We start from the raw sequence: 23,506 nt of genomic DNA, 5'->3' as shown, positions 1-23,506 counted from the left end.
GTGAGAGACACTTTAATGATTCCTTTAACTGAAGAAGAAAACCTTGTGATCGCCAGTGATAACAGCGGCAGCATAGGGATGAAGGATGGTGACGCGGTTCATGTTCCGTATAAGACCGTTGCATACTATTCTTTCAGGGTTGCTGTCATGGAGTGTCTAAGTGCGGGTGGGGAACCATTTGCTGCAGTCGTCCAGAATTTCTGCAGTGAAGATGCCTGGGATGAATTATTGCTTGGGATTGAACAAGGAATTAGTGAGCTTGGAAGGGTGGACATAAAGGTTACCGGGAGCACGGAAAGCAATTTTATGTTAGACCAATCTGCTGTTGGCCTTTCGGTACTTGGAAAAAGAAAGGCAAATGCAAAAATCGAAAAGCTGACTTATGATTCCCAAACACGGATAGCTGTCATTGGCTCCCCTCTGGTCGGATCAGAGGTGATGGAAAAGGAAGAACAGATTGTGCCCTTGCCGGTTTTTAAGGAAGTTAGCTGCATGGAAGAAGTCGTCACGATTCCTGTTGGCTCCAAAGGAATTCTTCATGAGCTGAATACTCTGTTTGAGAATATAGAAGTTACTGAAGAAAATGTGGAAACAACTGTTCCACTATTGAAATCTTCCGGGCCATCGACCTGCTTTGTGGCGGTTTATCCGATAGAAACCCTCCATAGATTAAAAGCGATTTGCGGCCGCTATTTTCATGAAATGAACTACTTGGGGTGAAACATGCTTCATTTATATGTAATCAGACACGGCGAAACAGAATGGAATAAAGAAAAAAGGAGCCAGGGCCGACTTGATTCTCCCCTTACTGATAAAGGGAAAGAAGATGCCCGCTCACTGGGAGCCAGGCTTCATGACACAGAGTTTCGCCAAATCATTTCTTCTCCAAGCGGCAGAACAATGGAAACAGCCAGGCTGGTAAAAGGGGAGCGGATGATTCCCCTGTTCACCGACGAAAGGTTAATGGAAATTGACTTAGGGTCGTGGCAGGGAAAAACAGAAAACGAAATTAAATCTCTGTATCCTGAAGAATTCGATGCCTACTGGAACGAGCCTGAATGCTATATAAGCGTTGGCGGGGAAACCTTTTTACAGGTCCAGCATAGGCTGATGGAGTTTTTGGACGATTTGGAGAAGACCGTGAGAGATGGAAATGTCCTCATTGTTACCCACGGCGTTGTGATTAAGACTTTATACTTGCTAAGCAGGGATTCTTTATTAAAACACTTATGGGAGCCGCCATTTATCCATGGAACAAGCTTAACGATTTTAAAACTGGATGCTGGAAAAAAAGAACTGCAGCTTGAAGCTTGTGTTTCTCATTGTTCCTAATAATGATATCACTAGTGGAGGGTGTAAAACTTTCATAGGAAATAGGTATATTGACCATTAGAAGTAATCATCGCCTCGATGAAATTATTTCCCATATTAAAAATAGGATTCGGGTAATTTTCTTAGAAAAAAGTCAGGTACTCTTTAGAAAAGGGTGCCTGGCTTTTTTTGTTAGGCACTTGACGATGCAGTGGAGATTCAAGTTGGGAACAGATTTAAAATAAATAATCCGGAAAACAGTTTTCTACTCAGTTACTGAAAAAGGGTTACCCTCCAGCAGTAAAAAAGTGCATTTCGAATTTCCCAATAAAAATGAGTCTAAAAGATCGTTTAGAAGATCAAACAGCCTTTTTTAGGAATAGTTTCCTATTTTTACAAAATTATCAAAAGGGTACTTTATATCCTTTTCCAATCTTTAATTCTACTATATCTTTAGTAAATAAATAGGAAAAGGTGGTTATATAATGTTTAGATTATCTTCAAAGGTTCTTGCCGGAACTCTGGCTATTACCCTGGCAGGAACAAGTCTTGCCTGGGCCTGTGAGGATGGGCAAAAAAGTTATATTGAAGCTGGAGTTTCCACATTTGGAGGAATTCCTCTTGTTAAGGGGACAAAAAACTTCATGAATCTGCAGGAAACAGCCGCAGTGCCTTTAAAAGAGCTGAAGGGATCTTCAGTGACGACTGCTGATGTGTTTGCCCATAAAGGATTTGCCTACCTCGGAACTCACAGAGGAAAGATGACAAACGAGGGAGTCAGAATTTTTGACATGAAAGACCCTGCAAATCCTAAGGAAGTAGCCGTCATCGGAAATGACATTCCAGGAACATGGCAGGAAAAAGTCATTGTTCGATCTGTCAGTACCCCGTCTTTCCAAGGGGATATAGCTGCTATCAGTGTCCAAAGAGTGGATAAGGAACGATATGGCTATGAAGGGGAAACATCTCCAAATGGCGGAGTGGTTCTTTACGATGTTACCAATCCTGCGTCACCGAAGAAATTAGGCTTTTGGAAAACTCCTTCTGAACTGCCAACTGGAACTCATGAATTCTGGCTGACAGAGCAAAACAACCGTTTAATTCTGCTGGCAACCAACTACCAGGCTAAAAGATATAAAGACAAGGGAGTTAAAGTGAATGACTTCTCCATTGTTGATGTAACAGATCCAACTCAGCCAAAAGAGTTGTCCAACTGGGATCCAACTGAAGTAGGCGGTGCTTTTGACGGCAATTATACATATAAGGATGAGACAGGAGCGTCAAGGACTGCATTCCTTCACAGTGTGATTGCGGACGAGACTGGTAAGTATGCGTATCTGTCCTACTGGGATCTGGGTACGATTATTTTAGACATTGAAGATCCGGCAAATCCGAAATTTGTGGGCCGTACCAAATTTGAACGTGATGTTCAAGGAGCTGCCCATTCAGCTGCACTTGCACATGGCGGGAATATTCTCATCGAAACAAGGGAAGTGTTTAATCCGGATCCACATGATCCAGCATTCGAGAGAGGATGGGGTTATGTCCGAGTCTATGATATTAAGGACAAGAGCAATCCAGTATTGCTGAGCACATTCCGAACATTGAATTCAGCTGTCCAGATTAAAGCAGGCGAAAGACAGCCAGGAACCTATACAGTTCACGATCCAAAAGTCAGAGGAAACACTCTTTATCTGTCCCATTACTCAGACGGGATTCGAATGGTCGACCTCACCGATCCAAGCAACCCGGTTGAAGTCGGTTCCTATGTATCCGATAAGGCAAACGTATGGGGAGTATTTGTCGACAGGAATTATATCCTAGCTTCAGATATGGGCCAAGGGTTGAAGGTGCTTCAGAAGAAAGGAACAGGGTTACGCTAAGAATGAACAGCAGTATAGCCAAATTGCTGATCTGCTGAGAAATACTAGGTAAAGTAGGATGATGATCTCTGTTTTTGACAGGGGTCATCTTTTTTATATCCCACCATACTAGTTAATGGGGGGGCTTGTAATTAACAGGCTGTTCGTAAAGATTGTTGTTAAAATCGGCGTTAGGATTTTAACAACAATATCTTTACGAAAACCGCCTTAATCAATAAACATATCTTGATTCTGAAAGGGTCAAGTGAATTTATAAAAAAAGAGGGTCAGTCACCGAATAAAATAGCGGCCTAAAAGATTGCCAACCAGGAAAACCAGGATCATGACCAAACTAACCGGAAGACTGGTGAAAAAGAAATGCCAGTCGATTTTTCCATTTTCGATTAAAAAATAATATGTAATGAGGCAGTAAGGGATAAGAAGGAACAGGGACGTTATAATGCCAGGCGTGTAGCCCCTGAACATAATGCTTTGAACAATATGCATGGATGCCTGCAAAACAAATAAATTAAGGATGGCTGTAAATAAAAGAAAACCCCCGCCGTTAGATGAAAACTGGGCTGTCATTATTGCAGTGAATGAGATGAATAGTAAAATCCATGTAGCCGAAACAGCAAGGTGAGCAGCGGTTGAACCTAGCTTTTCCCTCATTCTAAATGTCATCTCGACGAAGTTAGTCTTCGGATATTTGTTTTTGTTTGCAGCCATGGAAGATTCGATGGTGATGATTTCTTCTAAGTCATGGAAAATGAAAACGATGGGAAACAGCCAGATTAATGTTTTCAGATCTATAAATTGGTGGAGCTCCGCTAACATCTTTTGTCTACCTCCTTGTGGTTCCAAGACTGCCGTCTATTGTGTTTTGTTCATTTTATGGGACAGGATAGAATAATATGCTAAAGGCCAATCAAGAGAGGTTATGAACATACTAATATTGTTGGCTTATTTACCAGTCAGGAGTTCTCCACCAGCTAATTTTTGATAATGGGCCAGGGAAATCAATGGGAAAACATATTCGTAACAGTGATAATTGATATAAAAGGAGCCGGCCATTCCTCTTCCTTTTGGGTAGGCTGACGTCCAATCTTGTTCCTTCCGATCCACTAAAAAAGCTGCACCTTTTTCAATTTCCGGTGTAACTCCAGTTGCCGCTGAGATGAGTGTGTCAAGAGCCCAGGCGGTATGAGTGCGGGTACTTACGCCCAACGGCACATAAGAATTCTTGATATCACTTTTACAGGATTCACCCCATCCGCCATCAGGGTTCTGGATTTTCCGCAACCATGCCAGAGCTTTTTGAATAGCTGGATGTTTAGGGGAAACCCCAACTGCAATCATTCCCGTTACGGCTGCCCATGTGCCATATATATACACGCCCCAACGCCCCACCCAGGAACCATCTGACTGTTGATGCCGCAGCAGCCAGCGAACTCCATCTTTTATCATCGGATGGTGATTATCCAAGTTGGTATAGTTGCCGAAGAATTCTAAAGTCCTCCCGGTTAGATCAACCGTGGATGGGTCAATCAGTAAATCCTTTCCGCCCTCTATCGGTAACAAGTTCAACACTTTCTTATCCACATTCTTTTCGAATGCCGCCCAGCCTCCGTCATTGTTCTGCATGGAAATGAGCCAGTTTACTCCTCGATCCCATGCCTGCCGACAATCCATTTGTTCTGTGGCCAAAGTTCGGATTGCCCTCAGAGCAGCAGTTGTGTCGTCAATATCCGGGTGGAACGTGTTCAAGTCTGCAAACCCCCAGCCTCCTGGTAATACGTTTGGTTCATGAATGGCCCAATCCCCGTATTTGAGATGCTGCCGTGAGAGAATGTAATGATTTGCCTTTTGAACAGTGCTGGATGAATACGGAACACGGGATTCTTGCAGAGCATAACTAATTAATGTCGTATTCCAGACCGTTGCCGTTGTGTACTGGCAGTGAAGTTCTCCGTCAATCCGGGAGGCCATTGCTTTTAAACCTTGCACTGCACGAGTAATCACTGGGTGGGTATTATGATAGCCTCTCGCCAATAAGGCAAAAATCATCAGGGAGGTCGTGCTGAAATAATTTAAATAGGTGCCGTCCGGTTCGATTCGGTCCAGCATATATTTTTCGGCACGATATAATGCCATTTCGCGAAGGTTTCCATGGTATTTCAGACCCTGAATCCCTTGTTTAATCCATTTGATTAGCGAGCGGGCCTCTTCTTCTTGATCCTCTGTAAAAAAACGAACTTCTTTGTTTTGAAACAAATCGGAGAGATCGGGCGATCGGGGCGTTCTCTTACGAAAATTCGTATTGGCGAGAATCAAAAAAGGGATAATGTTGGCTCTTCCGTATACGGAGAGGTCAAAAAGATTGATTGGAAAGGAGTCCGGTATAAGCATCACTTCAATATTAATGGGGAGGTGGGGCCACTCACATTGTCCTGTTAAAGCCAACAAGATTTTCAAAAACATATGGACTTCCCCGGCCCCTCCGTTGGCCATAATAAACCGACTGGCTGCCTGGATATCCTCGTCTTTTCGATCCCGGTAACCTGAATAAAGAAGGGCATAATAGGCTTCCACAGTGGAGGTCAGATTTCCTTTTTCCTGATCATGAAACAGCTTCCAGGATCCATCTTCCTGCTGTTGTCCGGCAATACGTTCAACTAATTCTTTTATGAATCTTTCATCATCTATCTCCAATGTCCGTAATAAGATAATCATACTGCAGTCCGATGCGATTCCGGTCTCGAAAGGATAACGCCAGGCACCGTCTTCTGATTGGTCCTGGATTAACTGAGTGGCGATTCTTTCCATTTCCTTATGTACCCGATGCCTCATTTAACCCATCCTCTCCCAATTATTCATCTTTGTATTCATATTCCGTAAGCAAAATGAATATGCATTCCTTTGATGGGAATGACTGATCCGCTAAAAATGAACTTTTATGAAGGATGATGCCGTTTTTGCTGAACTCTTTCTCAGATGTGAAAAAAGAATTAAAAAACAAGATGAAAAAGAAAAATTCCAGCCATTTGCCCCGTTTGTCGGAAAGAGATAAACGATGGATTGACCTTATAAAAGAACAGACGAGACAGCTTAATCAGAACAATGTTACACGGACGAAAGCGTATTTTCAGTTTTACCTTAAGCACCCTGAAATACATTGGGCATTTCTCGGGCATATGGTATCACGAAACGTCGGATGGAACATGACGGATTTGAAAGGGGAGTTACTTACAAAGCTATTGCCTGAAAGTGATCAGAAAGATTTTTACTCCTTTTTGGAACGCGGCAGCTGGTTGATTTTTCAAGATGTGTTTCCACAATTTTTGATATATGAACTGAGTGTGAGGAGCAGGCAAGAAATGTTTCATCTTTTACCTCATTTTCACACTTCGACCTTCATGGAGACGATGTGGCGGTATTTTTGGAACAGTGGGGATCAATCTGCATTGGCGATTGCGATGGTGATAAATGAACAAAGCTATTTGGAAAAAAGATTGATTCAAAATCCTCATTATAAAAAAATCGTAACAGGTACGGTCAGCTTTAAGATGTATGATTTTTTGAACCTCAATAACACTATTTTTCCCTATCGCACAGGGGATAAGAGGGAGAAAGCATCGCTTGCCGGCGCTGCCTTACGGTATTTCACTTCTCTTCACGAAAGAATTTTATTCGGAAAAAAATTGTATTCGCTTCTTTTTCAACAGGAAAGGATTCTGTCTGGGGTCTTGAAATGGGCCCATGAACACCCTCACACCGGCTCACGAAAAGATTATTGGCCTGATTTGTTTAATGATGTAAATGAATCTTTTCCCCGGTCCCTTTATAAGCGACGGGTGAAGAATTGCGAGTTGAGAAAGGGTGCCGAGCGGCTGTACAGCCCGCCTTTAAAATACGCCTGGCCGAATACCCCTCATGAAGAGGCGGAGAGCGGAGATTGGTTTGAGGATTGGCATGTGCTGGATTATTTTCATAAAGAAGTCAGTTTGGATGGAGAGATTTTAAATAATTATTGCAAAACCATTGAAAAAATTGAACTTGCGGTTATGGCGAAGGAAGCCCTTCTGCTACGAGAAGAAGAATAATCCTAATATCTATTATTCGATTTGTGTACAATGGCTGCTGTGGGTTGATAAACGGAAAACGGCAGAAGATATGGTGCCGGTGTTTAGGTATTGGTTAGAAAACCTTGCTAATAACCAAGGGTTCGATGTTGGAATCAAGCATAATGGTGAGCTTGTTGGCATGATTGGCGTCCAGTTTGATTGGGGAAATCGGACTGAGAGCATTGGTTATTTTATTTCAAAGAATAGTGAAGGTAAAGGGATCATCACAATCAGCCTTAAAGAGTCTTATTAAAGAGCTATTTGTCACGTATTCGATGAATAGAATCGAAATCCAATGTGCGGCTAATAACTTGAAAAGCCAGGGGATATCTGAGAGATTAGGGTTCGAAAAGGAAGGAATCAAACCGGCGGGACAATTTCTATACGATCATTATGAGGATTTGATTGTTTATAGTCATTTGAGAAATGAGCAGCCCTAAATGCTATTAGATTATTATTTAATCCCCTCGGAAGCAGACGTGCTTCTGAGGGGATCTTTCAGTTTTTCAATAGAAAGACTCCATTTCTTTTAACTGTTTTAACACATAAGCTTCGCGCTTTAACCAGCTATTATGCTCAAATGTGTCAATTAGGCTTTCATTTTGAAATATGGCTTCGTCGAGTGTAACCCATTTGGGAGTGAAGTCGAGCTCGGCCTCGTATTTATCCAATTGGAGCCCGTCTTTTTCTTCTGTTGCCAGATCACAAAGGTAGTAGTGTGAAGTCATTTGAAATAATGTATCTTCTTCGGACTCGTCCTTTTTCCGTTCAATAATTCTCCCGACCTTGTCCATTACAACACAATCAATATAGCCGGCTTCTTCTCTTACTTCTCGTTTTAGACATTCCTCATAGCTTTCATTCTTTTCTACTCCGCCACCGGGAAATTTAAAATCTCCTCTATTTGATTGAACTAGCAGAATGTGATGATTCTTTATAATAACCGCTCTTACTGCTATTCTCTCGATGGTATTCTTATAGCTAATCCTGTTGGGTTCGCCTATTGTCATATTGAAGTTCATGGTTTTCATCTAAAGCATCCTTCCACTGTTTAATTCCCTTTAGAAAATTATACCAATTTTTATATAAATATATTATACTTTTAAAAATATCAAAAAAGGTGGGGTTCCTGTGAACGATTGTTTTATCTGTAATAAACATGCTGGTACTATCCAAACTTCCGGTGTGATGATTTATGAGGATGATTATGTGTATGTCGGCCATATTGACCGGAATGGGGATCCGAACTATTTAGGCCATATTATGATTGACTTAAAAAGGCATGTACCGACACTTGGTGACCTGAACATAGAGGAGGCAAAAGTGTTTGGCATGATGATGGCCAAAGTGGGTAAGGCTCTCATGGTAAGTGAGGGTGCTGAGCATATCTATTCCTATGTGTTGGGGGATGCCGTGCCACATCTTCATATGCACCTGGTTCCGCGCTATCCGGGCACTCCAAAGGAATATTGGGGACCGAATGCTGTGTATGACTGGGAAGGTGCGCCAATGGGTGACAACGATGATGTGGTTGCACTTTGTACCCGGATCCAGACATATCTGGAGAATCATGCAGATGAATAAGCGCAGCCAGGAGTTTAGCTGGGTAGGGAGTCAGGCAAACTTCGTTGACCAACTGAATACTGTTAAGCTTGGTGAGATTGTGGTTGGGCGTTACGGTGGTAACTCGAGCTCTGGCTCGTATAAAAATGAAGATGGGTGTTTGGTATGGTTGAATGAGCAGCAAGATTGGGAGTTTGCTATTCTTCTTGACGCTCATAATACAGCGGAAAGTGCAGAGTTAGTTATTAAGCTATTCGAAAGTGCGGAATCTGAAATAAAACATCTCTTGTCTCTGCCGGCAAAACATCTGACTTTTAAAAAGATTGAGGAGAAGGTATTAAGCCTATGTTTAGCAGAAGAAGTTCTGTCAGCTTGCCGAAATATTACAGGTGAAACAGCTTGTTTGATTGTCGCCAGGAAGGATCAGTATGTTTGGTGGTTTTCGGTTGGTGATTGTGTGCTCTATTTATTCCATGAGGAACTTGCTGCGATGGGCCAGTATCAGTTGAATCAAAGACAATTCTATGAATGGATCGGCGAGGTTAATACGTTTGAATTGGATGTTCCTTGTTACAGTGTTGGTGTAAGGGAATTAAGAACAGGGAAGAACCGCCTTTTCCTTACGACAGATGGGTTGATTGAATGTCCAAATGAACCTTACGCAGACCCTGCCAGCATATATCATTCCTTTAATGACACTCAAGCGGATGAAGGCATCATTACTTCCATGTTGGAAACGATTAAGGATCAGCAAGTCAGGGATAGCACGACTATCATTACCTGGAATGTGGATGTATTCAAGGAAGCCACCATGCCTAGTGATCAATAGATTTATTTCGGTATAGTTTATGCGCATTGATATAAAGGGAAGGAGGTACGATGAAAGTGGAGTATTTTATAGGCATAGTTCCACCGGAAGATTATTTAACAAAAATTATTCAATTCCAGAGTAAATGGGTTAGGCATTTAGGTGTGGAACCCCATATAACATTGAAAGCGCAAGGTGGACTAGCTCCTGACAAGAAGTGGATAGACAAAGTACAAAGAGTCTGTGAGAACTTCAATCCTTTTCAAGTATCGTTAGGTAAGCCAATGTATTTTGGTGATAACATTTTATATTTAAGTGTTAGCTCACATGAATTACATCAATTGCATGAAAAAATAGTGCAAGAGATATTACCTTCTGAGGAGCTAATACAACAGTATTTTGAGCTAGATGCCTTTGTACCCCACTTAACCCTTGGGAAAGAACAGTACGGCGGAAACATTTCTACCGGTCTCTCTAAGAAAGAGCTTAAAGAAATGGAGAGTTTGGCAGATATAGAATTGTCACCTTATCCCAAATTTGAAGTGAATTTTATAAGAGTTTATCAACTAAATAATGAAAAGCAAAGGTATGAAAAATACTTAGATATCACTTTAGGTAATTGACCTTATCATATGAGGTCTTTTTTTATTGCACTTTCAATATTTTTACTGTGTGGTGCAGGAAGCAACCATCTAAATAAAAATCATTTAATACACGTTCTCACATTAGTAGCTGTATAAAACCTTCATCTTTGCTTATGAAATAAATATCTGTTACGATTTAATCGTACACGATTTAATTAGTAAGAGGAGTGACTATAAATGAAAAATGTATATGATTTTACGGTGAAGAAGCCAAATGGACAGGAACAAAGTTTAAGTGATTATGAAGGAAAACCAATGTTAATTGTCAATACTGCAAGTAAATGCGGTTTGACTCCTCAGTTTAAGGGGCTTCAGGAAATGTATGACGAATACCAGGAGCAGGGGTTGGAGATTTTAGGTTTCCCATGCGGCCAGTTCAATGACCAGGAGTTTGATAACATCGAGGAGACGACTGAGTTTTGCCAGTTGAACTATGGTGTGTCATTCCCGATGTTCGCCAAGATTGATGTGAATGGAGCGAAAGCTGATCCGCTTTTTACTTATTTAAAAGAACAAAAAGGCGGAGTGCTGACGAAGGATATCAAATGGAATTTCACTAAGTTCCTTGTTGACAGAAATGGGCAGGTAGTTAAACGCTATGCGCCAACTACTGAGCCGGAAAAAATCAAGAATGATCTTGTTAAATTACTCTAATCATTGAAGGATGAGTTACTTGAACGACTTTTTAACATTGGAAAACCAGTTGTGCTTTGCAGTTTATGACGCGGGAAGCCAGTTTACCAAGCTTTATACAAAAGCACTAGATTCATTCGGACTAACTTATCCGCAATATCTGGCGTTATTGGCCCTTTGGGAGAAGGATGGGCTTACACTTAAGGAGCTGGGTGAAAGGTTAAATCTTGGCACGGGAACTTTGACACCAATGGTCAAACGGATGGAAAGCAATGGATGGCTGAAAAGGGAGCGTTCGATACAGGATGAACGGAAGGTTTCCATCACCCTTCTTCCAAAAGCGGTTGAGCAAAAGGAAAAGATCGTACAGAAGATTGCCGCAGAACTAAAGCTATGCAATATTGAATATGAAGAGTATGAACATTTGATGAAGCAGTTAAGCGTTTTGCGGGGAAAATTGAAAACGTATAACCGGCCTTAAAAACCGCGGGTATTCGACTAACGGGCTCGGGCTCCAAAGTCTATTTTGTAAAAAGTAATGTTATTTGAAGGAATGTACTTAAACACACGACTGCAATAGGCCAAAAAACAGGTGATCTAATAGTGAATATAACAATAAAACTTAATGATATAATTGAGGAAATGGAAGTACAGTTTGAAGAGTCACGCTCATTACTAAATATTAAAACGGGCGTAATCGTTTTAGTAACATCGGAGGACTTAAGAGCTGCAGAAGACGAAGAACCATTTGATCATTTACCTGAATGGGAACAAGAAAATAGAAGGATTGCAATGGATGTAGTAGAAAACTTTGAAAATTATATAGAGTTACCCACTAAATGGGAACGTCATGAATATCAAATAATGGAAAACTTGTGCTTAACAGTCAGTGATCAACGGAAACAGGAATCTTTATTAAGGGCAATTAGAGGCAAGGGTGCCTTTAGAAGGTTCAAGGATAAAATTTTAGATTTTGATATGGAAGAACAGTGGTTTTCATACCGTGACGAGTGTTTTAAGCAAATTGCGATTGATTGGTGTCAGGAAAATAAAATAAACTATACTGAATAGGTGTGATAGAGGGTGATTACTTATTAAATGGGTAATCCCCTTTTCTTATTAAAGAAAAAAAGCAGGTTAATAAATAATACATAAAGGAGAAAAGGAATTGGATCAAACGAAAGTAATGGTTTGTTTTAGCCTATTTGGTGATGACTTTCCTGTCGATTACGTAACGGATAAACTCAAAATACAACCCACTAATTCACATAGAAAAGGCGATATAATTCCCAATCGTTCAACTACGCTTTACCGAAAAGAGACGTGTTAGGAATATGGTACTGAGTACGAAGAAACAGAGGATGTAAATGACCAGCTCCAAAAAATTATGGAGCAGCTGCAAAATAAATCCTTATATATTCATGAATTAAAGAAGGCATACTCCCTAGATTGTAAATTCTTTATTGTCATTAAAATTGAGGCGGGAGAAACACCCGCTTTGTATCTATCTAAGGAATTTATTAAATTTGCTTCAATCGTTGAAGCTGAAATTGACTTTGATTTATATGCTAATCCTTTTTAAAGTTATGAAACTGGGTGAGTTGAGCCAGGCAGGATTAAGCGTCTTTTTTGTTGAAATGCTTATGAAGCGAAAGGGGTAAGGCGCAGAAAAAATTTTAGGGGAGGCGATATTTTGGAAATTAAGCGTAAATTAACTTATCTTTTTACCTTGGTATTTATGGCAATTGCAATATACCTTATTGTTGAGTCTATCTCATTTAAAGGGATATTTGACGAATTTGAACCAGTATGTATGCTACTTTCTCTAATAGCATCACATTTGATTACTACCAAGATTATTGAATAATCAGTATTTTGTATTTTAACTAATTGTGTGCATAGATGTAGAAGGGGTTAACGCCTTTTTTAAGAATATCCTTTTTTATTGAAGTTTTAATTGCGGGGGAATTAAGTGAAACAATCTATTAAAGTCATCGCATTTACTTTTGGAACACTCTTACTTATTGTAGGCGGAATAATTCACGTGCTATTTTTGTTATTTTCACCTGATGAATTCAACCAAGAGAAATGGATAAATAAGCCTGCGGAAAGAGTCGGTATGGTGGATAGTATGCTCTCAGAAGTGGAGTTAAAAGGAAAGACTAAATCTGAGATTATAAAGCTTCTGGGCGAGGAAGACGAAAGGGCGTATTTTAAGGAACCAAACAATATCGTATATTATTTAGGTGACGAGCGAGGTTTTATGAGTATAGACAGTGAATGGCTGGTTATTTGGTTTGATGATAAAGACAGAGTGACAGATTATGAAATTAAAACTGATTAATGAATAACAGAGATGGTTAAACAGCTTAGGTTTGAAATGTCGTCTGTGAAAAAAATCTGCTAGAACATTAGTTGAAGACCAGGAGTTCTTGTGGCAGCTTAATTTTTTAAGAAGAGAATTGAGATTTTAGATTTGGAAGAGTTTAAAATGCTTTATAAGTTTACTATTATGACTCAAGAGCAGGCTGAAGATATTGCGACTAACTGGCATTACGACGGTGAGTATTCGTTTTATAATATTGAAGCTAACAGAGAAGATTTTGAAGAATTTTTAGACCCTGACAAAAGAGGTAACTCTACGTTTGATGTAACAAAAGAAGATTAACTGATGGCTTTTTTTTCTGTTAATAAGGGTAAATGATGGTGTTTTTGATATCGGCTTAGGAATGAGACCAGATATAACCGGAAAAGGGAAGGGTTTTGAATTCTTAAAGGCAGTGTTGGATTTTGTCCAATCTGAGTATAGACCTGCGAAAATTACGTTATCAGTAGCAACATTTAATCAAAGAGCTATTAAAGTTTATAGAAAAGCGGGATTTTGAGATGATGGACCCTTTATGCAAGATACAAATGGTAGCACCTTTGAATTCTTAAAAATGACATATGAATGTTAATTTTATTCTTCAGCTAACGGGGGCGGTGAGCTAAAACGGATTAACCACCTTCTTTATTGAATTCCTTATTCAACGAGGCAGATTAGCTCAATAAGCAATTTGACTAAAAGGGGTTTTTATTTGAACATTGAAAAGCGAATTAAAGCAATAGTTCAACAAGTGAATGCTTGATTTTTGCCCCGTTTATTGTTGACACGATGATGAAAGCTATGTAACAACTAAAAAAATGTTCAGTTTGAGTCGGATGGAAAGGTGTGAAAAAATGGATAAAAAAATAGACCATATAGGAATAGCTGTACGTAATTTGAACGCCAGTATTAATCTTTATATAAATGTGTTAGGAGGGAAATTGCTAGAACGTTATAAAAACGAGGATAAAGGTGTTGAAAGTGAAATCGCTGTTATAGAAATCAATGAAGATAGAATAGAATTATTGTCTCCAACAAATAATGTCACATCACCTATTGCACGGTTCATTCAACAAAAGGGTAAAGGTGTGCATCATATTGCTTATCGGGTTGACAATCTGGAGATTGCATTAGAAGAACTTAACAAACAAGGTATTCGTACATTAGAAGGTACATTAAGAATAAACAAACACGGGAGAAGATTAATTTATCTAAACCCAGCTGATACAGAAGGAACAATTATTGAGTATTGTGATTATCCTAACCAAATTTGATTTCTTAATGAATGAATAAAACTCTAAAAATAATCAATTCATAGTTAATTTGATTTTATTTTTTTTATGAGTAGGGTAGTTGTATCAACAGCTCCTTTTCTTTTGTGCTAAAGGGTAGGTTTGTAATGGGGAAACATCTTACTGAAAAAGTGAAAGAGGAATTGGGTTGGGCATATACTGTCGTGTTTACTCCTGATTGTTGAGTGAGCTAGCGGCCAAGATCCATTAGATAAAGTTCAGCAAGCTATAAGCTAAAAATAAACGACAACTGACTTCAATAACGAATAATACGAAGACAAAATCTCTCCATACATTCGGGAGCATGAGTAATTGCATGGTAGTAATGATTAACAAGATTTAAATAGCGAGGCTCTAATGCAGTAAAGTTTATATATCTTTCTTTAAGTGAGGCATTGTCTAACTCACGATAATGTTGCAATCTTAAATTATTCACCGTTGATTCAAAGACAAACCGCTTTCGGTTTAATTTTATAAAACACTCTTGCTGTTTCTCGTAGGACATTGAATCAAAAGAAAGTGACAGACAAATGCTGTCACTTTTTTTTATTTATTCGGAATCTCTTTGACGGTTTGTTTTCCTGTTTTATGATTGTAATTCACGATATATAGGATCTTCTTATTTTTCTTTATATCGATAATTTTCACCGTTTTAGTGCCGTCTTGCTCCTGCCAGTTATCCATGATGACAGGTTCAATAAACTGGCCACTTTCAGTTAAGGACTTTACCCAATTTGTAGATGGAGAGTTATTCATTAGTTGTTCTAGTTGATATAGTGTTCCTTTAAACGGAAAAGTCTCTGTTGATGTGTGGGAATGGTAGGCTGTTACGTAATCTCCGACCTGAAAATTTTCTAGTTGTAGACTTTCTCCTTTTTGGTTTTTAAAATTGATCGACTTGTCAAAAGTAAAATCGACTCTGTTTATACGGAATCCGTTTGGTAAAACTTTCGTGATGTATCCAGTGTACATAAAATCTTTTTTATTTTTGAGCGCTTTCTCCTGTTCTTCTTTTAACTTCTCGGCAAACTCATTTTTGATCTCTATTACTTTTAAATCCTTATTTTTCAGATTAAGAGCAGCTTCGTATTTTTTTCCGTTTGGAGTCCTTTCGAAAAAATGAATGATTAGTTCATCATCCGTTATTTTTTGTAAGGATGGCGAAATGATTTTTCCCATAGGTTGATGTTCGAGAATGTAACGAACCGCTTTGCTTATATCCTGGCTTCTCTTATCATCATAGAGGATGATCCTAGTTGCTTCCCCTTGTCCCGGAAAGGATGTCTTTATTTCTCCTGTCGTTTTTAAACTAATAAGGCTCCCGGATTGAAGGTCTGTGGCAGTAATTTTTTCACCAGAAGTCGTACCAATTACAGCCTTATCGATTGAATAGTAGGTACTGCCAACAAGAATTCTGCCTTCACTTGTTTCTTGGATAATACTTGCAGAATTTACGAGACTATCATTCATGTTGACCTGGCCAACAAGTGTTGTTTTGGTTGGGATGCAACCAGTTAATGTAATAAGGAGTATAATGATGATAAATATATTAATCTTCTTATGCATTTTCTTTTCCTCCTCTATAGGATTCCCTAGAACTGTTTTGTTGGCATGCAGTTAGTATAAGTAAAATGAATAAAACAATTAACTTAGATTTGTTTTTCATAGTACCACCCTCCATAATTTTAGACGATACTTTAAAAAATTGGTTACGTTTGTATTAATATCGTATTATTTCGTCTCGATAATAAATTCAGATGCCTGTAAAAACAAGGGCCTTTATGGACCCTTTTTGTGGGGAAATTCTAATCAACTTAAGGGTAAAAGGAATTCATCGCCTTTTTTGTTGAATTCCTTATTAAACAAACGGAGTATAGTTGAATAAGCATTATTTTAAATCTATGTAAAAATGTAGTGATTACCCAAATTACAAATACTTACTCAGTTGATTTAATAAAAATTACGTTGAAATCATTAGGTGATATAAATGAAACAAACAATGATAACAGGGAATTTCTTAAAGAACAAAGTTTTCGTATAGCTTTTAATTTAGCAATGATAATTGCAATTTTATTGAAATGCATAGGAGCCATAGAAAAGAGTTTTAAATTTCTAATAATAAGTTTGCTTATTCTTTTAACCTGTTTGTTAATAGTTCTATTTATAAATAAAATAATTTTAAAACTAAATTTATTTAAAGGTTTATTAGAGGGAAAAAGTAAAAGAAAATTCATGCTAATAAATTGGCCTACTTGGATATTGGTGCTAATTGTGATTTTTAGAAGTTAATTTAGCTTTTTGATTTGTTACATATGCTACTAACGGATGCGTTGTTCAGAAAGGATTAACGCTTTTTGTGTAGAAATCCCTATTCAACAACGGGGCAGTTAGTTGAAGCAAAAAGATAGAAAAAGAGCAATGGAGGAGATTAAAGTGAAAATTGAATTTTTAGGAACTGCTGGTCCAATGGCTGTCCCACGACCTTTGTGTAAATGTGAGGTTTGCCACCAAGCAAGAGAAAAGGGTGTTCCATACAGTCGTTCTTGCCCTAGCTTATTTTTACACGGACCTAATCTTTTATTTGACACCTCAGAAGATATAAATATGCAAATAAATCGTTCACAAATTACAGAAATAAACGGACTATTTTACTCACATTGGCATCCAGACCACGTAATGGGGAGAAGAGTATTGGAACAGTTAAACACAAATTATGTTAATCACCCACCAAAGAATACGAGAACCGATGTATTCCTCCCTGAACAAGTAGGAATTGATATCAAACGTTTTCTAGGAACTGGAGACCATCTTGAATTCTTAAACGACAAGGGGTACATAAAAATTCATATTATAGCAGATGGAAGTTCTGTGAACTTTAATGATGTAGAAGTAACACCTTTTAGATTAGCTGAAGATTATGCTTATGGCTTTTTGGTACAGGATACAGATAACAAAATCTTGATTATTCCTGACGAACTGAGTAACTGGGACCCTGATAATAGATTTGATGGGCTGGACCTCGCAATTTTACCGATTGGTGTATTAGAATATCACCCTTCTACTAGAGAGAGATTTGTTGATGTAAATCATCCAGTTTTAAAAGAAGAATGTACTTTTTCTGAGACAATTGAAATTATAAAAAAACTCAATCCGAAAAAAACTTTGCTTACCCACATAAATGGCTTTAGTTTCGATGATTTAAAGGCTTTAGAAGATAGACTAGAGTTGGAGGGTCTGAATATTGAAATTGCCTACGATACATTATTAGTTGATGTAGAGTAGTCGTACATTTTTTGTTGTGCTAACGGGTGAAAGAGTACAGAAGCAACTCATTTTTGCGTTGCTTCTTCGCTTTGTTAAAAATATCCCTGGTAAAACCCTTTCTGAACCTTCTGCTTAGTTGAGCATAAATCCTAATGGTTTCGCTTTTCTCGTGGCCCAAAAGGCTTTGAATTACTTCTAATGGTGCTCCATTATTTAATAAATGGGTGGCATTGCTGTGTCTTAGTTGGTGGGGGTGAACTTCCTTATCTATGCCGGCACGAGCTGAGACTTTTTTATGTAATACCTCATTTGAGCAATACTCATTCTGTGTGGCTGCCTCTCCATTACGAAAATAGCTGTATCCTTATCTTGTCGGCTATCGAAGTATCGTTTAAGCCATAATTCAGCTCTGATATTAAAATTAAAGTAGACTTCCCGTTCCTTATCGCGCTTTCTCCTGACTATAGACCAATTAATGCAATTGCGATCCAGTGCAGCGAATTCTCCAATTCTGCAGCCAGTAGAAAACATCAATTCTAATAGTGCCTTTTCCATGGGGCTAATACAGGCTTCAAGTTAAGTTCAATCTCCCTTTCTGATAGAAACTTTGGGATTCACTTGCCGGCTTTAGGTTCCTTGATCTTTGCTGCTGGATTAAGGGGTATATGCCTTTCCTCGTGACACCAGCCAAACAATGACTTCATTAATCCAGTCCTGTGAGCTATAGGAGAAGGTTTTAAGTCCTTGCCTTGAGTAGCTAGATATTCCTTTAACCTTTCTGTGTCGAAATTATCAATATTCGGATCATTAAAATAACCAATTAGCAACTTAGCTTGGAGTCAATATGCTTTTATAGTATAAGGTGAAAAGCCTTCTATAAGTTTATCAGCTTCATAGGATTTCCACGCAGTTGATAATAACAAACAAATTCCTCCCATTTAATTGGATACTAAGAGGAATTATTGCATGTTTTATAGAAATTAAGACTCAAGGTATTCAATAGGAATGAAAAGATTTATTAAAAGATTTTTAATGTAAAGATAAATAGGAAAGTAAGGGGATACAGTAATGTCCTACTGGGAAACGAAAATAATTCATACCGCACGCGGACACTTTGAGGTTTTTGTTAAAGGAGAGGGCAATCCGGTTTGCGTCACTCACCATTATTCAGAATTTAACCATACGGGTGATTACTTCGCAGATACTTTTACAGAGAATAATATGGTCTACCTTGTGAATTTAAAACATACTGGAAATTCAAGTAAGGCAAATGAGGCTCATGAGTTGAGTATGTTTGATGCTGTATACGTCCTTGAAGCAATCAGAGAGGCCCTTGGTTATTCGCAATGGAGCTTTGCCGGACACTCGACAGGAGGAATGATAGGAGTCATTTACGGTATTCATTTTTCAAAGTCACTCACTTCACTAATAATTGTCGGGGCAGCTGCCAGGAAGTATGCTAATTCATCCTCTGAGTGTATCTATCATCCTGACCACCCACAGTTCGATCGAATGCAGCAACTTATTGAGACTTTAAAACGCACTGATTTATCACCTAGCGAAAGGGAGCGTTTCTCAAAAGAGAGAACGAAGCTGTCTTTGTTTCATCCGGATCAGTATGATGAATACTTTCCTTTAGGCATACATAAAAAGATGTCTGCTCCAAGAATGAATTTTTTTATCAGGGAAGAAATGATCTTTGATGTAACCCGTGAGTTAGAAAAAATCTCAACTAATACTTTAATAGTGAGTGGCCGATACGATGTACAATGCCCGCTTTCTTTCTCCGAAGAAATGAAAGAGTTAATACCAAAATCACAACTATTTGTTTTTAATGAAAGCAATCATTACCCTTTCCTTGAAGAAAAGTTGTTGTTTAGACAAGTCATCTCGACTTACTTAGAACAAACGGCTTCTAATTGAACGATGAGGAAGGATAGCATAATAAGGAATTAAATAAGGTAGTATTTAAAGATAGAATTTTATTGTTCCAAATCAAAATAGTTCAGTAAAGATTGATTAAGGGAGCTGGAAGATGGAAAATAAAAAAAGAAATAGAGGCGGCTTTTTTAAAGATACCCTAATTGAACTAATTGGTGAAGTCGTTTGGAACATTTTAATGTTTATACCAAGATTGATAACTCGCTTAATAAGCAACATTTGGTGAAGCAATTAGTCAAACTTGGACTATGGGGCTGCCTGCGAAAAGAACAATCAATTTTATAAAAGCGGGTGCGTCGGTCTAGAAGAATTAAGCCCTTTTAAAAGTCTTATTAAACGAACGAGGCAGTTTAGTGAAGAAGGAGATACTTCAAATTCAGCGAATTTATATACCATTGTTGATAAAAGTCAGGGGAGAAACTATGAATAGGGATAAAGATAGGTACTATTTAGAACTTGCACTAAAGGAAGCTGAACAACCATTGAAAGAGAACACCTATCCAATAGGCGCTATTATTGTTGATGAAAATTATAAATTAATTTCTAAAGGGCGAAATAGAGTTCATCCAAAACAAGATGCAACAGCTCACGCAGAAATTGATGCTATTAGAAATGCAGGCAATGTAATATTAGATGCGAAAGTTAAAAGAGAGAAATTTACAATCTATACTTCCTTAGAGCCATGCCCAATGTGCACAGGTGGAATATTGTTCGCTAACATAAAAAAAGTAGTTTGGCTATTAAATGACGATTTAGGTTTTGGTGGATACAGAAAAATAAAAGCTACAAATGCCTTTGAGCGAAGATTTAATGAAGTTGAGTTAATGGAAGAACCGTATGAGGATTTAAAAAAGAGACAAATAGAACTTATGCAAAAATGGGCAATGAACCCTAATAACGTTGTTAATTTACGAAAAGCTGTTAATAAATAAAAGTTCATTCAATTTTAAAGAGTGCATGAGTATACCCAATAGCTACTGTAACTACCTTACACATTACACAAAGGGACAGGTAAGGACTAAGATTACTTTTTTTATGAGAATACTCTACAGAAAATAATTTGAGTGGGTGTGTTTACTTTTGTTTAATTTTAATAAGGTCTCTCTATTGCATATGGAGAAAGTTATAAATTTGAGGTTGGCACTTCTAAAAGAATTAGGGGAATTGAACTCTCCCAGAGAGGAACAACTTATGGAAACCTCAACAAGGGAGTATTTGGAAAGTGCACTTTCAAAAAACGAATTTATTTCTTATATCGCTGAAAAGGGGGAAGAGCCCGTGGGTATCAGTGGTATCGTTATATTTAAGAGACCACCATACTTAGAGAACCTTAAAGGCATTGAAGCCTATATACTTAATATGTACACAGTACCTCTATATCGAGGTCTTGGTTTGGCAAAAGAATTGCTTGAATTGTGTATTGAAGAATGTAAAGAAAGTGGAGTAAAACGAATTTGGTTACACGCTTCTGAAGATGGTGAACCACTATACAAAAAAATGGGGTTCGTGAATAAAGATAGTGAAATGGAAATGTTCCTTTAAACCAGTTACTTATACAACTCTTTATGCGTGTTCCGAAGGGATATTCCCTCTATTTTATTTCGTTACTACGTGAATTAAAAGAAGAAACTGGCTCTACAGAATATAGGATAATAAAGCAATTGGATCGAAAAAAATGCTTTGATTTTCCTGATGTAATCAAAAAGAGAATCGGATATAAGAGACGAGGAACTATAATCAGATACAAAAGATTATTTTGTAAAGTATTTAAAGTATTAGTTTCCTTTTCTTTCTTCTTTATTATGAAACGCTTCCTAAAACAAATGGACAGTAATGATGAATAAAGATTAGTTTATCTTGAATATAAAATGAACCAATATAAGCTTCAAATAATAAGTCTCCTCCCTGTCTATAGAAATTAAGACTTAATGGAGAAATACATAAGCATCTTTACTTTATAAAAAGGGTGAGCTAGTATGATGTCTGCCAATTTTATCTCTTACAGCACAAAAAATAAAAAAACAGTTAAAGTTCGAGAAGTAACCATATTGGATGCAGAAAGGATGTTATTAGCTGGAACGAAAGCATTAAAGGATGCCCCGTATATGCTAAGTACTGCTGAGGAACTGCAGAAGCTTACTGTTGAAGATATGAAGAAGTTGTTAAAGACTTATGATCAAAATGAGAATAATGTCCAATTTGTTGCTGAAGTTGACGGTGAACTGGTAGGTGCTATTGAATTTAAAAGCGGTGATAAAGAGAAAATTAGCCATCAAGGTTCTTTTGCAATGACAGTGCTCCCTGAGTATCGTAATTACGGTATTGGAAGAGCATTATTAACAACATTAATCAATTGGGCTAAAAATAATACTAGAGTTGAAAAAGTTTGTCTAGAAGTAATGGAAGGAAACATTGCGGCAATCAATTTATATAAAACCATGGGATTTGTTGAAGAAGGAAGGAAAACAAAAGGTGTAAAGTTGGAAGACTGTTATCAGGATTTAATTTTAATGGCTATATTTGTTTAGGAATGAACTCAATAGGAAATGGCGAATTAACTCCCGCACAACAACTTGGTATTATAGTCAAACAATATACATAGAAAGATATATTTATTTCAAGAAAAAACCAATATTGAGGTTTTGTTTTTCTGGAATATTCCTAATATTTCGAACTGGATTTTGAATATGATGATAAAATTAAAAAAAGATAGAGGAGCGTAAATACTGTGTCTGAAACAAAGTTCGCTGAACTTCAAAAAGGTCTTTTTAGTCTATTTAAGCTGGGGAAATATAATGAAGTACATTCACTAATTGATAGAGCACAGGGGGAATTTCCTGAAAGACTACATAAAACAATCTTTTGGAGGGCTTGTGTTTATTCTTTACAAGGAAACCAAGAAAACGCCATCGCAGTTCTGAAAGAAGGATTAAAAAAGGGAATATGGTGGAACCCTTTGACTTTAATTCGTGACCCGGATTTAAATAACCTTCAAAACATCGAAGAATTTAAAATGATAGTAAATGAGTGCCAGCAAATTTTAGGAAATCATAAATATATATCTAAACCTCAACTGTTTACTTATGGAAATGATCAATCAAATACAGGAATATTTTCTTTGCATTGGCGGGGGTCTAATGTAAAAGATTTCGCTCCTTATTGGTTCGACGATGGTTTGTTAGACGATTATCTTTTTGCATTTCCGCAATCATCTCAGGTTTTCGGATACAATGCTTATTGCTGGAACAACCAAAATATTGCCGTTGAAGAGATATCGGTATTATTCAGCGATTTTAAAGAAAAATATAATACAAAACAGGATATTATTGCTGGTGCATCACAAGGCGGGAAATTAGCGATTGAACTAAGTTTAAATGGAAATATTCTTGGGACAAAAGGATTTATAGCAGTTATCCCAGCCATTCAGGATGTGGCTTCTTTAGAAAGTTTACTAATTGGAAATAGAAATAAAATTAAGGGTTGCATTATTACTGGAGATAAAGACCCTTTTTATAATAAAACCGTTGAGTTAGTAAAACTTTTTGAGGAAAATAACTTTCAATGCAAATTTATGGTTAAAGAGGGTTTAGGGCACTTTTTCCCTGCTGATTTTACAGATTTGCTAAAAGAAGCCGTTGAATTCATCAATTCATAACCTAAAAAGTTTCGCCTTGAAAGAGTAGCAGCTCATACATTTTA

At 37.7% G+C, this 23,506-nt stretch carries 25 protein-coding genes and 3 pseudogenes; 23 read left to right on the top strand and 5 right to left on the bottom strand.

What is annotated here, in order from left to right; all coding sequences use genetic code 11:
• From J7E37_RS01910 to J7E37_RS01900, 3 genes are all read left to right on the top strand, one after another.
• Complete coding sequence (locus tag J7E37_RS01910) at positions 1–720, top strand: ATP-binding protein (protein WP_215022111.1); 720 nt, start codon at positions 1–3, stop codon at positions 718–720.
• A 3-nt stretch (positions 721–723) separates the two neighbouring features.
• Positions 724–1,332 (top strand): histidine phosphatase family protein, encoded by a 609-nt coding sequence (locus J7E37_RS01905; RefSeq protein WP_215022110.1) that lies wholly within the window; start codon positions 724–726, stop codon positions 1,330–1,332.
• A gap of 464 nt (positions 1,333–1,796) precedes the next feature.
• Complete coding sequence (locus J7E37_RS01900) at positions 1,797–3,194, top strand: LVIVD repeat-containing protein (protein WP_215022108.1); 1,398 nt, start codon at positions 1,797–1,799, stop codon at positions 3,192–3,194.
• 270 nt (positions 3,195–3,464) lie between these two features.
• Here the strand turns inward: J7E37_RS01900 and J7E37_RS01895 are convergent, their stop codons facing one another.
• Entirely contained in the window at positions 3,465–4,010 is a 546-nt protein-coding gene (locus J7E37_RS01895; RefSeq protein WP_215022106.1) for an HXXEE domain-containing protein, read from the bottom strand.
• A 126-nt stretch (positions 4,011–4,136) separates the two neighbouring features.
• Positions 4,137–6,023 carry a squalene--hopene cyclase gene (shc, locus tag J7E37_RS01890; protein ID WP_215022104.1) on the bottom strand — a complete coding sequence of 629 codons (1,887 nt, stop codon included), beginning with the start codon at positions 6,021–6,023 and terminating at the stop codon, positions 4,137–4,139.
• 116 nt (positions 6,024–6,139) lie between these two features.
• On the opposite strand from shc, the gene J7E37_RS01885 reads away from it, so the two are divergent.
• The 3 genes from J7E37_RS01885 to J7E37_RS22405 all read left to right on the top strand — a co-directional run bounded on the left by J7E37_RS01885 (position 6,140) and on the right by J7E37_RS22405 (position 7,737).
• The gene (locus J7E37_RS01885; protein ID WP_215022874.1) at positions 6,140–7,276 is read left to right on the top strand and encodes a DUF2515 family protein; all 1,137 of its coding nucleotides are present in this window, start codon (positions 6,140–6,142) and stop codon (positions 7,274–7,276) included.
• Positions 7,277–7,346: 70 nt separating this feature from the next.
• Complete coding sequence (locus tag J7E37_RS21975; RefSeq protein ID WP_353049974.1) at positions 7,347–7,550, top strand: GNAT family N-acetyltransferase; 204 nt, start codon at positions 7,347–7,349, stop codon at positions 7,548–7,550.
• The gene (locus J7E37_RS22405; RefSeq protein WP_353049973.1) at positions 7,504–7,737 is read left to right on the top strand and encodes a GNAT family N-acetyltransferase; all 234 of its coding nucleotides are present in this window, start codon (positions 7,504–7,506) and stop codon (positions 7,735–7,737) included. The genes J7E37_RS21975 and J7E37_RS22405 overlap by 47 nt, the downstream gene beginning before the upstream one ends.
• Before the next feature lie 66 nt (positions 7,738–7,803).
• On the opposite strand, the gene J7E37_RS01875 is transcribed toward J7E37_RS22405, so the two are convergent.
• Positions 7,804–8,328, bottom strand: a complete 525-nt coding sequence (locus J7E37_RS01875) for an NUDIX hydrolase (protein ID WP_215022100.1) — start codon at positions 8,326–8,328, stop codon at positions 7,804–7,806.
• A 100-nt stretch (positions 8,329–8,428) separates the two neighbouring features.
• Between J7E37_RS01875 and J7E37_RS01870 the strand changes: the two genes are divergently transcribed.
• The 11 genes and pseudogenes from J7E37_RS01870 to J7E37_RS01820 all read left to right on the top strand — a co-directional run bounded on the left by J7E37_RS01870 (position 8,429) and on the right by J7E37_RS01820 (position 14,584).
• Positions 8,429–8,881 (top strand): HIT family protein, encoded by a 453-nt coding sequence (locus tag J7E37_RS01870; RefSeq protein WP_215022098.1) that lies wholly within the window; start codon positions 8,429–8,431, stop codon positions 8,879–8,881.
• Positions 8,874–9,689 (top strand): PP2C family serine/threonine-protein phosphatase, encoded by an 816-nt coding sequence (locus tag J7E37_RS01865; RefSeq protein ID WP_215022096.1) that lies wholly within the window; start codon positions 8,874–8,876, stop codon positions 9,687–9,689. Before J7E37_RS01870 ends, J7E37_RS01865 begins: the two co-directional genes overlap by 8 nt.
• A gap of 50 nt (positions 9,690–9,739) precedes the next feature.
• Entirely contained in the window at positions 9,740–10,291 is a 552-nt protein-coding gene (locus tag J7E37_RS01860) for a 2'-5' RNA ligase family protein (RefSeq protein WP_215022094.1), read from the top strand.
• 198 nt (positions 10,292–10,489) lie between these two features.
• Complete coding sequence (locus tag J7E37_RS01855; protein WP_215022092.1) at positions 10,490–10,966, top strand: glutathione peroxidase; 477 nt, start codon at positions 10,490–10,492, stop codon at positions 10,964–10,966.
• 19 nt (positions 10,967–10,985) lie between these two features.
• A complete protein-coding gene (locus J7E37_RS01850) occupies positions 10,986–11,426 on the top strand; it encodes a MarR family winged helix-turn-helix transcriptional regulator (protein WP_215022090.1) in 441 nt (146 codons plus the stop codon).
• A 122-nt stretch (positions 11,427–11,548) separates the two neighbouring features.
• Positions 11,549–12,016, top strand: coding sequence for a UPF0158 family protein (locus J7E37_RS01845; RefSeq protein ID WP_215022088.1), 468 nt, complete (start codon positions 11,549–11,551; stop codon positions 12,014–12,016).
• A 115-nt stretch (positions 12,017–12,131) separates the two neighbouring features.
• Positions 12,132–12,527 (top strand): annotated as a pseudogene (locus J7E37_RS01840) (DUF4279 domain-containing protein).
• 111 nt (positions 12,528–12,638) lie between these two features.
• Positions 12,639–12,812: a hypothetical protein gene (locus tag J7E37_RS01835; protein WP_215022086.1), complete on the top strand. Its 174-nt coding sequence runs from the start codon at positions 12,639–12,641 to the stop codon at positions 12,810–12,812.
• A gap of 105 nt (positions 12,813–12,917) precedes the next feature.
• Positions 12,918–13,289, top strand: a complete 372-nt coding sequence (locus tag J7E37_RS01830) for a hypothetical protein (RefSeq protein WP_215022084.1) — start codon at positions 12,918–12,920, stop codon at positions 13,287–13,289.
• Between the two features lie 147 nt (positions 13,290–13,436).
• Positions 13,437–13,902: pseudogene (locus J7E37_RS01825) on the top strand (GNAT family N-acetyltransferase).
• A 262-nt stretch (positions 13,903–14,164) separates the two neighbouring features.
• Positions 14,165–14,584: a VOC family protein gene (locus J7E37_RS01820; RefSeq protein WP_214783065.1), complete on the top strand. Its 420-nt coding sequence runs from the start codon at positions 14,165–14,167 to the stop codon at positions 14,582–14,584.
• A 564-nt stretch (positions 14,585–15,148) separates the two neighbouring features.
• On the opposite strand, the gene J7E37_RS01815 is transcribed toward J7E37_RS01820, so the two are convergent.
• Positions 15,149–16,168 (bottom strand): hypothetical protein, encoded by a 1,020-nt coding sequence (locus J7E37_RS01815; protein WP_215022082.1) that lies wholly within the window; start codon positions 16,166–16,168, stop codon positions 15,149–15,151.
• A gap of 825 nt (positions 16,169–16,993) precedes the next feature.
• On the opposite strand from J7E37_RS01815, the gene J7E37_RS01810 reads away from it, so the two are divergent.
• Complete coding sequence (locus J7E37_RS01810) at positions 16,994–17,884, top strand: MBL fold metallo-hydrolase (RefSeq protein WP_215022079.1); 891 nt, start codon at positions 16,994–16,996, stop codon at positions 17,882–17,884.
• 19 nt (positions 17,885–17,903) lie between these two features.
• Here J7E37_RS01810 and J7E37_RS22400 read toward each other — a convergent pair.
• Positions 17,904–18,397 (bottom strand): annotated as a pseudogene (locus J7E37_RS22400) (tyrosine-type recombinase/integrase).
• A gap of 537 nt (positions 18,398–18,934) precedes the next feature.
• On the opposite strand from J7E37_RS22400, the gene J7E37_RS01795 reads away from it, so the two are divergent.
• The 5 genes from J7E37_RS01795 (at position 18,935) to J7E37_RS01775 (ending at position 23,462) form a co-directional block, all read left to right on the top strand.
• Positions 18,935–19,789, top strand: coding sequence for an alpha/beta fold hydrolase (locus tag J7E37_RS01795; protein WP_215022075.1), 855 nt, complete (start codon positions 18,935–18,937; stop codon positions 19,787–19,789).
• 440 nt (positions 19,790–20,229) lie between these two features.
• Positions 20,230–20,739 (top strand): nucleoside deaminase, encoded by a 510-nt coding sequence (locus tag J7E37_RS01790; RefSeq protein ID WP_215022870.1) that lies wholly within the window; start codon positions 20,230–20,232, stop codon positions 20,737–20,739.
• 148 nt (positions 20,740–20,887) lie between these two features.
• Entirely contained in the window at positions 20,888–21,349 is a 462-nt protein-coding gene (locus J7E37_RS01785; protein WP_251009410.1) for a GNAT family N-acetyltransferase, read from the top strand.
• A 434-nt stretch (positions 21,350–21,783) separates the two neighbouring features.
• On the top strand, positions 21,784–22,335 hold the full coding sequence (locus J7E37_RS01780) for a GNAT family N-acetyltransferase (protein ID WP_215022073.1): 552 nt from the start codon (positions 21,784–21,786) through the stop codon (positions 22,333–22,335).
• A 200-nt stretch (positions 22,336–22,535) separates the two neighbouring features.
• On the top strand, positions 22,536–23,462 hold the full coding sequence (locus J7E37_RS01775; RefSeq protein WP_215022071.1) for an alpha/beta hydrolase: 927 nt from the start codon (positions 22,536–22,538) through the stop codon (positions 23,460–23,462).
• Positions 23,463–23,506: the final 44 nt, after the last annotated feature.

Source organism: Bacillus sp. ISL-39, from assembly GCF_018613295.1.
Lineage (GTDB): Bacteria > Bacillota > Bacilli > Bacillales > Cytobacillaceae > Mesobacillus.
This window is presented reverse-complemented; position numbering and strand designations above follow the sequence as displayed.